This window comes from Streptomyces caniferus (assembly GCF_009811555.1).
Classification (GTDB): Bacteria; Actinomycetota; Actinomycetes; order Streptomycetales; family Streptomycetaceae; genus Streptomyces; species Streptomyces caniferus.
The window spans coordinates 3,962,262-3,975,602 of record NZ_BLIN01000005.1; the positions used below are offsets into that span (position 1 = coordinate 3,962,262).

Below are 13,341 nucleotides of genomic sequence, written 5' to 3' on the forward strand. Positions count from 1 at the left end.
TGCGGCGGCCCGTTACTTGGCGGCGTTGGCCGCGTCGATCAGGGCCTGCTTGTCGACGGCGCCGACATAGACCGTGCCGTTGTCCGTGACCAGGGCGTTGACCAGGCGGGTGCTCAGGATCCGGCCGGATCCGAAGGAGCCGTGCGCCTTCTCACCGATGCTGTCCAGGAACGCGCCCGCGTCGCCGCCGGCGCCTTTGTCCTTGCCGGAGGGCAGGCCGGACCCGCCGCCCTTGATCGTGGCAATGGACGTCCAGCCCTTGCCGATGACGTTCAGCCCGCCCATGTCCTTCTTGACGTCCCTCGCGTCCTGGTGGGACGGGAGGTTCTTGCCGTGCTCGCGCTGCGCCTTCGCCCGCGCCTGGTCGCCGTCGACGACCTTGGCGCCCTTGGGCGGGGCGAAGGAGAAGGTGCTCGCGGCGGGCTTGGCGAAGTCGACGTTCGTGTAGCCGACGTCGATGGCGGCCGCGCCACCGCTCTTGGGGGTCAGGGTGAACTTCAGCGGCACGCCGTTGTCGGCGTCCACCGCGACCCGGATCGAGCCGACCGTCGAGGCGGCCTGCTTGGGCTTGATCAGCAGCTGGTAGGCGTCCCGCCCGGCGACCTTGGCGGTGCCGTCGACGGTGACCGAGGTGGTGTCACCGGCCGCCTTCAGGGCCTGCTTCGCCAGGTCCTGCGGGGTGGCGCCCTTCAGGCCCTCGGGGAGGCCCTCGGCCCGGTGGTGCTTGCCCTGCCGGCCGGCGTCGGGCGCGGTGCTGTGCATCGCGGTGTTGCTGCCGCTGTCGTAGGCCCAGAGCTCGTTGCCGTTGTGGACCAGGCTGTACTCGGCGGCCTTGTCGACGATCGACACCCGCTGCTTCTCGGGGCCGTCGGCCGCGACGCGCAGCGTGTGCGCACCGGAGGCCAGCTCCATCAGCTTGTTCTGGGGTGCGGCGGAGGCGTCGTCGCCGCCCTTCCCGCCGGCCTGGCCGCCGAAGGCACCCGCGCCGCCGGGCAGGGACGGCAGACCGAGGTCGGTGGTGACCCGGACCGTCCCGGAGAGCTGCTGGACATCGGACTTGGCGACCTTGGCTATCAGGTCCTGTGCCGAGATCTTCGGCAGGTCCGGAGAACCGGAGCCGGCGAACGCCGGGACCAGCCCGATCGTGGCCGCCGCCACTCCCGCCACCGCGACCGGCACGGCATACCGCGCCGCCTTACGGCGCCTGGGGGAGCGCCCCTCGTCCCATCCGTCGGTGACCTGCGTCGGTTCGTTCCGTGGCATCTGCCCTACCTCCGTCGTATGCGGCGGCTGCTGCGCTGTCCACTCGTCACCCCTGGGGCTCATTGTGACCTGTCCGCCGCGCCTTGGTGCTTTCCATCTCACCAAATCGCCTGGCGGATAACGTCAGCCGACGGGAGCAACTCGTCCTACTGCTGAGGTATGACGCACGGTCATCTCAGGTCGGAGTCCGTACCACCGGAGTCGGACCGTTCCCTAGGGGATGCGGGGGCGGGCACTAGGGGATGCGGGACAGCGCACCGTGAGGAGGCCTCAGCCCGCCCGGTGCACCACCGCGTCGCAGAGCCCTTCCAGGGCCGACTTGGCCGTGCAGGACGGCAGCGGGGCCAGCATGGCGCGGGCCTCCTGCGCATAGCGCACGGTGTCGCGGCGGGCGTCTTCGAGCGCCGGGTGGGCGCGCAGACCGGCCAGCGCCTCGGCGTGCCGGGCGTCGTCGGTGAGGTCGCCGGCCAGCAGCTCGACGAGGGCGCGGTCCTCGGGCGTACCGGTGCTGCTCTCGGCACGGGCCCGCAGACGCAGCACGGGCAGTGTCGGAATGCCCTCCCGCAGGTCGGTGCCGGGCGTCTTGCCCGATTCATGCGAGTCGCTGGCGATGTCCAGCACGTCGTCGGCCAGCTGGAAGGCGGTGCCCAGCCGCTCGCCGTACTGGGTGAGGATGTTGACCGTCGACTCCTCGGCGCCCGACATCATCGCGCCGAACCGGCAGGCGACGGCGACCAGCGAACCGGTCTTGCCGGCGAGGACGTCCAGGTAGTGGTCGATGGGGTCGCGGCCGTCGCGCGGGCCCGCGGTCTCCAGGATCTGGCCGGTCACCAGGCGTTCGAACGCCTCGGCCTGGATCCGGACCGCCTCCGGCCCGAGGTCGGCGAGGATGTGCGAGGCGCGGGCGAACAGGAAGTCGCCGGTCAGCACCGCGACGGAGTTGCCCCAGCGGGCGTTGGCGCTGGCCACGCCGCGGCGCACATCGGCCTCGTCCATCACGTCGTCGTGGTACAGCGTCGCCAGATGCGTCAGCTCCACGACGACCGCGGAGGGCACCACACCCGGGCTGTAGGGGTCGCCGAATTGGGCGGCCAGCGTCACCAGCAGCGGCCGGAACCGCTTGCCGCCCGCGCGCACGAGGTGCTGCGCGGCTTCGGTGATGAACGGCACGTCGCTCTTGGTGGCCTCCAGCAGGCCCTCCTCGACAGCCGCCAACCCGGCCTGGACATCGGCCTCAAGAGCCTGGTCCCGCACGCTCAGCCCGAAGGGCCCGACGACGGTCACGAGGGGTACTCCTGTCTGCTGACGATCAAACTGAATGTCGATCTGTCGCTGTCTCCACCATTGGCCAGCGTATCCGGTCGCAGTTCGATCACCGTGAGCGCCCGCCCCCCGACCCACCCGGGAAGCACAGCGACCCCGGCCGACAGGTTCTGGATCACCTGTTGACGCGAGTGTGACGCGGGAGCATGGGTCCCGGCAACGACAAGAGTATTCTGGCCCTCTTCTTGTCCGGCAAGGCCTGCGCGGCCCGGCCGGCCCTGCCGGGCGGGCAGCGCGGAGCACCGCGGCACGGGGCGGCACAGGTCAACACGAAGCAGGGCAGGGCGGCGCAAACGCAGAGCACCGCAGAGCAGCGCAGGGCGCGGAACGCCGCGCTCCGCCGCTCACCGGCCCCCGGACCCCGCCGCCCCGGCACCGCTGTCACGGCCGCGGCGGCCCCGTGAACCGCGGATGCCGCCCCGCCGAAATCACCGCAGGCCGTGACCACTTCCCCCGTCGGACGGGGACCGGTCCCCCACCGGAGACACCGGCCCCCAACCCGTACGCCTCACCCGTACGTCCGCGCCACCGCCCGTGCCAGCCGCGGCGAGGCGAACTCCGTGCCGCACACGAAGCGCATCACCGGTCCGAACGAGGCGGCCGCCGGCAACCCCGTGAAGTACAGCCCCGGTACGGACGAGCCGAAGCCGGCGCCCAGCAGCGGCCCGCCGGCCCGCGTCACGATCCCGGTGCGCAGCCCCTGGCCCAGGAAGTCCAGTGCCGCCAGATCCATCCGGTACCCCGTCGCGGCCAGCACATGGTCGGCGGCGAGCTCCCCGCCCTGCCCGTCGGCGCCGCGCAGTGCCAGCACGGGCCGGCCGTCACGGACCGTGGCCCGTACGATCCGCCGCCCCTGCGTGACCTGCACCCGGCCGTGGAAACGGTCCCGCAGCCACCAGGCCCCCAGCGGACCGAGCACCCGCCGCACCAGATACCGCCGGGCGGGCACCGGCAGCCGCCGGAAGCCGCCCGCGTAGTGCGTCAGCGCGTGCAGCGACCAGGCGTTGCCGAACGGTGACGGCGGCCGCAGGCGGGGCTGGCGGTCCGGCGGCACGCCGAAGCCCACGGCGGCGGAGCCGCGCGCCACCACCCGTACGGAGGCCGCGCCCGCCTCGGCGAGCAGCACCGCGCTCTCCAGTGCCGACTGCCCGGCGCCGATCACGACCACCTCGCGCCCGGCCAGCACGGACAGATCGTGGTGCTGCGAGCTGTGCGAGACCGGCCCGGTGGCGGACGGCCCGTCCGGGATGGCGGCGGCCAGTTCCGGCGGCAACTGCGCCAGCCCGCTCAGGCCGGTGGCCACGACCACCGCCCGCGCGCCGACCTGCTCCCCGCTGTCCAGCTTCAGCTCGAAGCCGTCGCCGCGCCGGTCGACCGAGACCACCCTGACCTGCTCCAGATCGGGGAGCGTTTGCTGCTGCACCCACTGCCCGTACCGGATGAACACCTCGATGGGGACGATGTCCCAGTCCGAGGCGTAGGGCCCCTCCCCCGTCTTCGCGCAGAAGTCGCCGAGGGTGTGGCCGGGCCGCGGGACATCGATGCTGGAGGCGGCCGGCGTCGACTTGAGCAGCATGCCCGCGGGCATCTGCGTGCGCCAGCTCGCCATCGGCTGCCCGAAGACCCGCACCGGCAGGCCGCGCGCCCGTAGGTGCGCGGCCGTCGACACGCCGTACGGGCCGGCCCCGATGACCGCTACCGGAGTGCTCACTTCGGTCCCTCCCCTTGCCTGAGTGGTGCCTCGGTCCCTGCCCGGCGGCCCGCCCGCCGCAGCTGCATCAGATGCCTGGCGCCCGGCCCGACGGACCGCGCCAGCATCGTGAAGAACGGCAGCGGGTCGTCGCCCGCGAACCACGCCAGCTCGGTGCCCGAGGCCCGCGCCGGCGCGTGCGGGGGGCGGGATCCGCTGCGCCGGTAGGCGAGCCGTGCGGGCAGATCGACGTTCTCGACGACGAAGCGGCGGCCGGCGTGCTGCGGCCCCCCGGGGACGGTGCGCCCGGTGAGTTCCAGATGCTGGGCGCGGACGACGTCCACTCCGGCCGCGTTCTCGAAGAGCCGGAACTGAGCCCCCATCCGGGGATTGAAATCCAGCAGCTTGTACCGGCCGTCGCGGCGGTCGAACCGCCAGTCCAGATCGGCGATGCCGGTGAAGCCGATGCGGTGGACGAACTCCGCCGACATTTTGGCGAGTTCCGGGTTGTCGACCACATACGCACAGGCCGTCATGCCGGCGTGCGGCGGCCAGGAGCGCACCTTCACTCCGGTGAACAGCGCGAGCGGCGCCCGGTCCGCGCCGAAGCAGGCGTGCACGATCCAGTCCTCTGCCTGCTCCCGCGGCAGGTACTCCTGGAGGATCACGCCCGGCCGCGGGCCCCAGTCCCGGGCCAGATCCAGCAACTGCTCCGGCCCCCCTATCCGGGTCGTCCCGGTGACGGCGGGCCGTCTGCGCCGGACGAACGCCTCACGGTTCTTCGCCACCACCGGGAAGCGCGCCCGCCCGGCGTACGCCTCGATGTCCGCGTACGAGCCCGGGAAGACGGCGGCCGGCGAGGGCACCCCATGGGCGACGCACAGCTCGTGCAGGCCCTGTTTGCTGGCCAGCCGCCGCGGCAGGCCGGGGGCGACGCGGGGAAAGAGGAACGATCCGGCGAGCGCCTCGGCATGCTCGGCTATCAGCACCGCCGCCTCCTCGTCGGTGGGGAGCAGCAGCGTCGGCCGCCCGATCCGCCGGCCGATCCGCAGCAGCCCCGTCACCAGCCGGTCCGGCTCCTCCCGCCCCGTGGTCGGCCAGACGAAGCGGCCGCGGAGGTAGCGGGAGAGGGCCGCCGGTGTGAAGCGGTCCTCCGTCACGGCGTACATGGGCACACCGAGCCGCCCCAGGCTGCGGATCGCCCCCACACCGCCGTGGTGCAGGGGATAAGCCCCGATCTTCACGATCAGCCCCGGAACGCTCCGGTCGACCGCGAGCCGTGCGCCACTGCGAGCCACGTGTCCCCCCAACGGAAACGTCCCACCCCGGCCCGTGCCAGGAAAGGAAGCTAGGCCCGAATTGCGCAGTGCAGCAAGGCTTTTCCGGACATTGCCGATGCTTGGGGGCGCAACATACGGCGCACCCGCCGTCCAAATCCGTACGCATCCACGCCCTCGCGCCCCATGACCGTCCCGTAGGCCACCGCCCGGCCGTACGCTGATCAACGGCACCGCCGGCCCGCGGGTCACCAGGCCCGGCCCGCCCGGCCGCCCACCGGCGACGACGAACGCGAGGAGCTGTCCATGCCCGAGCAGAGCCCGTTCGACCTGGCGGAAGGCGATCCCTTCGGCCCGCACAACCTGCCCTACGGCGTCTTCAGCACCGCCGACGCGCCCGGACAGCGCCGCATCGGCGTCCGCTACGGCGACCAGGTCCTCGATCTGAGCGCCCTGCCCAGCGCGCTGCCCGCGGCCATCCATCCGCACGCCGAGCTGCTCGCGGCCCCCACCCTCAACCCGCTGCTGGCCGCCGGCCGCCCCGTCTGGCAGCAGATCCGGGCGGCCGTCCGCACCGCCGTGACCGACCCGGCCCACCGCGACGAGGTGGCGCCGCTGTTCCACCCGCTCGCCGGCGTCACGCTGCACCTCCCCTTCGAGGTCGCCGACTACGTCGACTTCTACGCCAGCGAGCACCACGCCACCAACGTCGGCCGGATCTTCCGCCCGGACGCCGAGGCGCTGACCCCCAACTGGAAGCACCTGCCGATCGGTTACCACGGCCGGGCGGGCACCGTCGTCGTCAGCGGCACCCCGGTCGTACGGCCGCACGGCCAGCGCAAGGCCCCCACGGACGAGGTGCCGGCCTTCGGCCCCTCCCTCCGCCTCGACATCGAGGCCGAGGTCGGCTTCGTCGTCGGCACGCCCTCCACGCTGCACGAATCCGTCCCGCAGGAAGCCTTCCGCGACCACGTCTTCGGCGTCTGCCTCCTCAACGACTGGTCCGCACGCGACATCCAGGCCTGGGAGTACGTGCCGCTCGGCCCCTTCCTGGGCAAGTCCTTCGCCACCTCCGTCTCCGCCTGGATCACCCCGCTCGACGCCCTCGACGAGGCCCGGACGGCGCCGCCCGCCCGGGACGTCCCGCTGCTGCCCTACCTCGACGACGCGGACACGGAGCCGGGCGGCATCGACCTCCGCATCGAGGTGCGCATCAACGGCGAGACCGTCTCCCGGCCGCCGTTCTCCGCCATGTACTGGACGGCCGCCCAGCAGCTCGCCCATATGACCGTCAACGGCGCCTCGCTGCGCACCGGCGATCTCTTCGCCTCCGGCACCGTCTCCGGCCCCGACCCCGACCAGCTCGGCTGTCTGCTGGAGCTCACCCAGGGCAAGGGCCCCTACCTCCAGGACGGCGACGAGGTCACCCTCACCGCCTGGGCGCCCGGCCCCGAGGGCGCCCGGATCGGCCTGGGCGAGGTCACCGGCCGCATCCTGCCCGCGGGATGACCGCCGCGCCGCTCGTCCTCCTGGAGGAGCGGCTGCTGCTCGCCCTCGGCCCGCTCCGCGGCCGGCCGTGCACCACATCGCGCACCTGCGGTACGGGCCGGCCGGCTGCTCGCGGCGCCGGCCGCGGCGACCGGCCTGGACCGAGGCTCCTGCCGGGCCGCGAGTACCGCGCGGTGCGGCGCGAGACGAAGCGGTGGGCGCGGGAGATCTGGACGGTGCGGGCGGTGGAGCGGGCGGTACGGCAGGACAAGGAGGCGGGGGCGAACGCCGCCTCCGGCTGCGCCGGGCCGGGATGCCGTGAATATCCCCGTTCACCCCCTCATGTCCGCCCCTACGTCACAGCCCCACACCAAGTCCGTACCGGGGCCGCCGCAATCCGGGCGACGGTTCGGACGGCTGTCCGGGGCCGCTGCTAGCCTCACGTGTCCCTGACCCACAACGGAGGAGACGTACGTGCGCAAGGCAGCGCAGATCGCCGGGGCGGCAGCCATCGCCGCGATGCTGCTCAGCGGTTGCGGAAGCAGCGGCGACACCGGCACCGACAGCAAGCCGAGCAAGTCGCCGGACGCCGCGCCGTCGACTCCGGGAGACCCCGACAAGCCCGCGGGCGCCGGCGCGGTCGAGGGCGCCTGGAAGGCCGGTTCGGCCGGCAGTCCGCAGGTCCTCGTGATCAGCAAGGGCACCGTCGCCTTCAGCAACGGGCACAAGGCGGCCTGCCTCGGCAAGGTCCAGGAGATGGCCGGGATGACCATGGCCGCTCTCAAGTGCACCGACGGGGACACCACCCGCACCATGGGCACCCTCAAGCCCGGCGCGGACGGCAAGACCCTGACCGTCGACTGGAAGAACGGCCCCACCGAGAAGTACACCAAGTCCAGCGACGGCAGCGTGAAGATCCCCGACATGCCGCAGCTGCCGAGCGGTATCCCCAAGAGCTGACCGCCCGCCGTACGACGGACGGCCGCCGCCCGGAACCCCCCGAGGGCTCCGGGCGGCGGCCGTTGTCCGCGGCGCCGCAGGATCTCAGCGCACGAACACCCCGGCCTGACCCGCCAGATCGAGGAAGTACTGCGGCGCCAGGCCGAGCACCAGCGTGGCCGCGACGCCGACGGCGATGGCCGTGGTCGTCAGCGGGCTGGGCACCGCGACGGTCGGGCCGTCCGCCTTGGGCTCGTTGAAGAACATCAGCACGATGACGCGGATGTAGAAGAACGCGGCGATGGCCGACGAGAGCACACCGATGACCACCAGCCAGCCCGCGCCGCTCTGCGCCGCCGCCTTGAAGACCGCGAACTTTCCGGCGAATCCGGAGGTCAGCGGGATGCCGGCGAAGGCCAGCAGGAAGACCGCGAAGACCGCGGCCACCAGCGGCGAACGCCGGCCGAGCCCGGCCCACTTGGACAGCGTGGTGGCCTCACCGCCCGCGTCCCGCACCAGGGTGACCACGGCGAAGGCGCCGAGCGTCACGAAGGAGTAGGCGCCGAGGTAGAAGAGCACCGAGGAGATGCCGTCCTTGCTGGTGGCGATGACACCGGCGAGGATGAAGCCGGCGTGGGCGATGGAGGAGTAGGCCAGCAGCCGCTTGATGTCGGTCTGGGTGATGGCGACGATCGCGCCGCCCAGCATCGTGATGATCGCGACGCCCCACATCACCGGCTGCCAGTCCCAGCGCAGGCCCGGCAGGGCGACGTACAGCAGACGCAGCAGCGCGCCGAAGGCCGCGACCTTGGTGGCGGCCGCCATGAAGCCGGTGACCGGGGTCGGGGCACCTTGGTAGACGTCCGGGGTCCACATGTGGAACGGGACCGCGCCGACCTTGAACAGCAACCCCATCAGCACCAGCGCCGCCCCGATCAGCAGCAGCGCGTCGTTGCCCATCGTGCCCGCCAGCGCCGGATCGATCTGCTTGGCACCGTCCGAGACCACCTCGGCGATCCCGGCGTACCCGACCGTGCCCGCATAGCCGTACAGCAGGGCCACGCCGAACAGCAGGAAGGCCGACGAGAAGGCGCCGAGGAGGAAGTACTTCACCGCGGCCTCCTGCGACAGCAGCCGCTGGCGGCGGGCCAGCGCACACAGGATGTACAGCGGGAGGGAGAACACCTCCAGTGCGATGAAGAGCGTCAGCAGATCATTGGCCGCCGGGAAGACCAGCATGCCGCCGACCGCGAAGAGCAGGATCGGGAAGACCTCGGTGGTGGTGAACCCCGCCTTCACCGCGGCCTGTTCGGCGGCGCCGCCGGGGACGGCCGCGGCCTGGGCGGCGAAGGAGTCCACACGGTTGCCGTGCGCCGCAGGGTCGAGCCGGCGTTCGGCGAAGGTGAAGACGGCGACCAGGGACACCAGCAGGATCGTGCCCTGCAGGAACAGGGCCGGGCCGTCGACGGCGATGGCGCCCATGGCGGCGATGTGCGCCTTGGACGAGCCGAAGCCGCCGGCCGCCAGGCCGATCACCGCGGCGAAACCGGCGGCCAGCGCCACCACGGTCAGCAGCAGTTGGGAGGAGTAGCGGTGACGGCGCGGCACGAATCCCTCGATGAGGATGCCGATCACCGCCGCACCGAGGACGATCAGCGTCGGCGACAGCTGCGCGTACTCGATGTGCGGCGCCGGAATCTTGCCCGGTGCGCCGTGCGCCACCGTCCACAGGCTGTGGACACTTGCCACGGAACTCACTTCGCGGCCTCCCGGTCTTGATCCTGCACGGCCTGGCCGGCCCGGCCTCCACCGGGCACGGCATCCACCTGCACAGTGGGCTTGGGGTCCTTCTTGTCCACGACGGACAGGGTGTGGTCGACCGCCGGGTTGACCAGGTCGGTGAGCGGCTTGGGATACACCCCGAGGAACAGCAGGAGCACGACCAGCGGCGCCACCACCACCAGCTCCCGCACCCGGAGGTCCGGCATGCTCCTGACCTCGGGCTTCACCGGACCGGTCATCGTCCGCTGGTAGAGGACGAGGACGTACAGCGCGGCGAGGACGATGCCGAGGGTGGCGATGATGCCGATCACCGGATAGCGGCTGAACGTGCCCACCAGGACCAGGAATTCGCTGACGAACGGCGCCAGGCCGGGCAGCGAGAGGGTGGCCAGACCGCCGATGAGGAAGGTGCCGGCGAGGACCGGGGCGACCTTCTGGACGCCGCCGTAGTCCGCGATGAGCCGGGAGCCGCGGCGGCTGATCAGGAAGCCGGCGACCAGCATCAGCGCGGCGGTGGAGATGCCGTGGTTGACCATGTAGAGCGTCGCGCCGCTCTGGCCCTGGGACGTCATCGCGAAGATGCCCAGGATGATGAAGCCGAAGTGGGAGATCGAGGCGTAGGCGATCAGACGCTTGATGTCCTGCTGGGCGACCGCCAGCAGCGCGCCGTACAGCACGCTGATCAGCGCGAGGACGAGGATGACCGGGGTGGCCCAGCTGCTGGCCTCGGGGAAGAGCTGGAGGCAGAAGCGGAGCATCGCGAACGTGCCGACCTTGTCGACCACCGCGGTGATCAGCACCGCGACCGGTGACGTCGACTCGCCCATCGCGCCCGGCAGCCAGGTGTGCAGCGGCCACAGCGGCGCCTTCACCGCGAAGGCGAAGAAGAAGCCGAGGAAGAGCAGCCGTTCGGTGCCGGTGGCGATGTCCAGCTTGCCGGCCGCCCGCGCCTCGACGATCTGCTGCAGCGAGAAGGTGCCGGTGCCGAGCTGGTCGGCGGTGACGGCGTAGAGCCCGATCACCGCGGCCAGCATGATCAGTCCGCCGAGGAGGTTGTAGAGCAGGAACTTCACCGCGGCGGACGACCGCCGGTTCGCGGACCGCTCCTCGCCGTCCCCGCCCGCCCGGTCCCCGAAGCCGCCGATGAGGAAGTACATCGGGATCAGCATGGCTTCGAAGAAGAGGTAGAAGAGGAAGACGTCGGTGGCCTCGAAGGAGAGCACCACCATCGCCTCGACGGCCAGGACCAGCGCGAAGAAGCCCTGGGTGGGCCGCCAGCTGTAGCGGCGGGGCGTGCCCGTGGCGGAGCCACTGTCGGACGCTGTCTCCAGGGGGTCGGCGTCATGCCAGCCGGCCAGGATGATGAAGGGGATCAGCAGGGTGGTCAGCGCGATCAGGGCGACCGCGATGCCGTCCACGCCGAGTTCGTAGCGGACGCCGAAGTCGCTGATCCAGGCGTGCGACTCGGTGAGCTGGAAGGGGCCCTTGGCGCCGGGGTCGAAGCGGAACGCGACCACCAGCGCCAGCGCGAAGGTGCCCAGCGAGAACAGCAGCGCGAGCCATTTGGCCGCGGTGCGCTTGGCGGCGGGCAGCGCGGCGGTGGCGATCGCACCGAGCGCCGGCACCACGGCCACCGCCGTCAGCAGGGGAAACGACATGGCTCAGACACCCCTCATCAGCAGGGTCGCGGCGACGAGAACGGCGGCCCCGCCCAGCATCTGGACCGCGTACGAACGGACGAATCCGGTCTGCAACCGGCGCAGCAGGCCGGAGAGCCCGCCCATCGAGGCCGCGGTGCCGTTGACCGCGCCGTCCACGAGGGTGCGGTCGAGCTGGACGAGCGTGCCGGTGAGTTCCTCGCCGCCGCGCACGAAGACGACGTGGTTGAAGTCGTCCTGGAGCAGATCGCGGCGGGCGGCCCGGGTCAGCAGCGAGCCCCGCGGGGCGAGCGCCGGAACGGGCTTGCGGCCGTACATCAGCCAGGCGACGCCGACGCCGAGGAGCAGCACCACGATCGTCGAGGCGGTGACCGCGGTGGCGCTGACCGGGGAGTGGCCGTGCGCGAACGAGGTGACCGGCTCCAGCCACTTCACGAAGGCCTCGTTGACGCTGAACAGCCCGCCCGCGAAGACCGATCCGACGGCCAGCACGACCATCGGGAGCGTCATGACCTTCGGCGACTCGTGCGGATGCACCTCGTCGGGGTTCCAGCGCTTCTCGCCGAAGAAGGTCATCAGCATCACCCGCGTCATGTAGAACGCGGTGATCGCCGCGCCCAGCAGGGCCGCGCCGCCGAGGATCCAGCCCTCGGTGCCGCCCTTGGCGAACGCCGCCTCGATGATCTTGTCCTTGGAGAAGAAGCCGGACAGACCGGGGAAGCCGATGATCGCCAGATAGCCGAGGCCGAAGGTGAGGAAGGTGACCGGCATGTACGTCCGCAGGCCGCCGTAACGGCGCATGTCCACCTCGTCGTTCATGCCGTGCATCACGGAACCGGCGCCGAGGAAGAGCCCCGCCTTGAAGAAGCCGTGGGTGACCAGATGCATGATCGCGAAGGCGTAGCCGATCGGGCCGAGGCCGGCCGCGAGGATCATGTAGCCGATCTGCGACATCGTCGAGCCGGCCAGCGCCTTCTTGATGTCGTCCTTGGCGCAACCGACGATCGCACCGAAGAGGAGGGTGACCGCACCGACCACGACGACCGCCAGCTGGGCGGTCGGCGCGGCATTGAAGATCGCCCCGGAGCGGGTGATCAGATACACCCCGGCGGTGACCATCGTGGCGGCGTGGATCAGGGCCGAGACCGGGGTCGGGCCCTCCATCGCGTCGCCGAGCCAGGACTGCAGCGGCACCTGTGCCGACTTGCCGCAGGCGGCCAGCAGCAGCATCAGCCCGATGGCGGTCAGCTTGCCCTCGGAGCCCGGCGCGGCAGCGCCTGATGTCATCGTGCCGGTGGCGGCGAGCACCGGGCCGAAGGCGAAGGTCCCGAAGGTCGTGAACATCAGCATGATCGCGATGGACAGGCCCATGTCGCCGACGCGGTTGACGAGGAACGCCTTCTTGGCGGCCGTGGCCGCGCTCGGCTTGTGCTGCCAGAAGCCGATGAGGAGGTACGAGGCGAGGCCGACGCCCTCCCAGCCGACGTACAGCAGGAGGTAGTTGTCGGCGAGGACGAGCAGCAGCATCGCCGCGAGGAAGAGGTTGAGGTAGCCGAAGAAGCGGCGGCGCCGCTCGTCGTGCTCCATATAACCGATCGAGTAGATGTGGATCAGCGATCCGACACCGGTGATCAGCAGGACGAAGGTCATCGACAGCTGGTCGAGCTGGAAGGCGATGTCGGCCCGGAAGCCGCCGACCGGGATCCAGCTGAACAGGTGCTGGTGCAGGGCACGGTCCTCGGCGCCCTTGCCGAGCATCCCGGCGAAGAGCACCACTCCGATGGCGAACGACGCCACCGAGAACAGCGTCCCGATCCAGTGTCCGGTGCGGTCGAATCGCTTGCCGCCGCACAGCAGCAGGGCCGCACCGACCAGCGGTGCCGCGACAAGCAGCGCGATCAAGTTCTCCACTTTGTGCGAC

Annotated in this window: 9 protein-coding genes; 2 read left to right on the top strand and 7 right to left on the bottom strand. The window is 71.6% G+C overall.

Annotated elements, in window-relative coordinates:
* Nucleotides 1-12: 12 nt before the first annotated feature.
* The 4 genes from Scani_RS33930 to Scani_RS33945 all read right to left on the bottom strand — a co-directional run bounded on the left by Scani_RS33930 (nt 13) and on the right by Scani_RS33945 (nt 5,574).
* Complete coding sequence (locus Scani_RS33930) at nt 13-1,263, bottom strand: LolA family protein (RefSeq protein WP_159481535.1); 1,251 nt, start codon at nt 1,261-1,263, stop codon at nt 13-15.
* A gap of 270 nt (nt 1,264-1,533) precedes the next feature.
* On the bottom strand, nt 1,534-2,547 hold the full coding sequence (locus Scani_RS33935; protein ID WP_159481536.1) for a polyprenyl synthetase family protein: 1,014 nt from the start codon (nt 2,545-2,547) through the stop codon (nt 1,534-1,536).
* Between the two features lie 547 nt (nt 2,548-3,094).
* A complete protein-coding gene (locus tag Scani_RS33940) occupies nt 3,095-4,297 on the bottom strand; it encodes an FAD-dependent oxidoreductase (RefSeq protein WP_159481537.1) in 1,203 nt (400 codons plus the stop codon).
* Complete coding sequence (locus Scani_RS33945; RefSeq protein ID WP_246296300.1) at nt 4,294-5,574, bottom strand: carboxylate--amine ligase; 1,281 nt, start codon at nt 5,572-5,574, stop codon at nt 4,294-4,296. The genes Scani_RS33940 and Scani_RS33945 overlap by 4 nt, the downstream gene beginning before the upstream one ends.
* A 285-nt stretch (nt 5,575-5,859) precedes the next feature.
* Between Scani_RS33945 and fahA the strand changes: the two genes are divergently transcribed.
* On the top strand, nt 5,860-7,062 hold the full coding sequence (gene fahA, locus Scani_RS33950; RefSeq protein WP_159481539.1) for a fumarylacetoacetase: 1,203 nt from the start codon (nt 5,860-5,862) through the stop codon (nt 7,060-7,062).
* Nucleotides 7,063-7,515: 453 nt separating this feature from the next.
* Nucleotides 7,516-8,001 carry a hypothetical protein gene (locus tag Scani_RS33955; RefSeq protein ID WP_159481540.1) on the top strand — a complete coding sequence of 162 codons (486 nt, stop codon included), beginning with the start codon at nt 7,516-7,518 and terminating at the stop codon, nt 7,999-8,001.
* 84 nt (nt 8,002-8,085) lie between these two features.
* Here Scani_RS33955 and nuoN read toward each other — a convergent pair whose 3' ends face one another.
* From nuoN to nuoL, 3 genes are read right to left on the bottom strand one after another with little or no spacing between them, the layout of a single operon-like run.
* Nucleotides 8,086-9,738, bottom strand: coding sequence for an NADH-quinone oxidoreductase subunit NuoN (gene nuoN / locus Scani_RS33960; protein WP_159481541.1), 1,653 nt, complete (start codon nt 9,736-9,738; stop codon nt 8,086-8,088).
* Entirely contained in the window at nt 9,735-11,420 is a 1,686-nt protein-coding gene (locus Scani_RS33965) for an NADH-quinone oxidoreductase subunit M (protein ID WP_159481542.1), read from the bottom strand. The genes nuoN and Scani_RS33965 overlap by 4 nt, the downstream gene beginning before the upstream one ends.
* Nucleotides 11,421-11,423: 3 nt before the next feature.
* Nucleotides 11,424-13,331 carry an NADH-quinone oxidoreductase subunit L gene (nuoL, locus tag Scani_RS33970; RefSeq protein ID WP_159481543.1) on the bottom strand — a complete coding sequence of 636 codons (1,908 nt, stop codon included), beginning with the start codon at nt 13,329-13,331 and terminating at the stop codon, nt 11,424-11,426.
* Between the last annotated feature and the right edge of the window lie 10 nt (nt 13,332-13,341).

What these genes read in the sequence shown, in the direction of transcription:
- Scani_RS33930 (WP_159481535.1), bottom strand. Translation starts at nt 1,263, where the DNA reads ATGCCACGGAACGAACCGACGCAGGTCACCGACGGATGGGACGAGGGG.
- fahA (WP_159481539.1), top strand. Translation starts at nt 5,860, where the DNA reads ATGCCCGAGCAGAGCCCGTTCGACCTGGCGGAAGGCGATCCCTTCGGC.
- Scani_RS33965 (WP_159481542.1), bottom strand. Translation starts at nt 11,420, where the DNA reads ATGTCGTTTCCCCTGCTGACGGCGGTGGCCGTGGTGCCGGCGCTCGGT.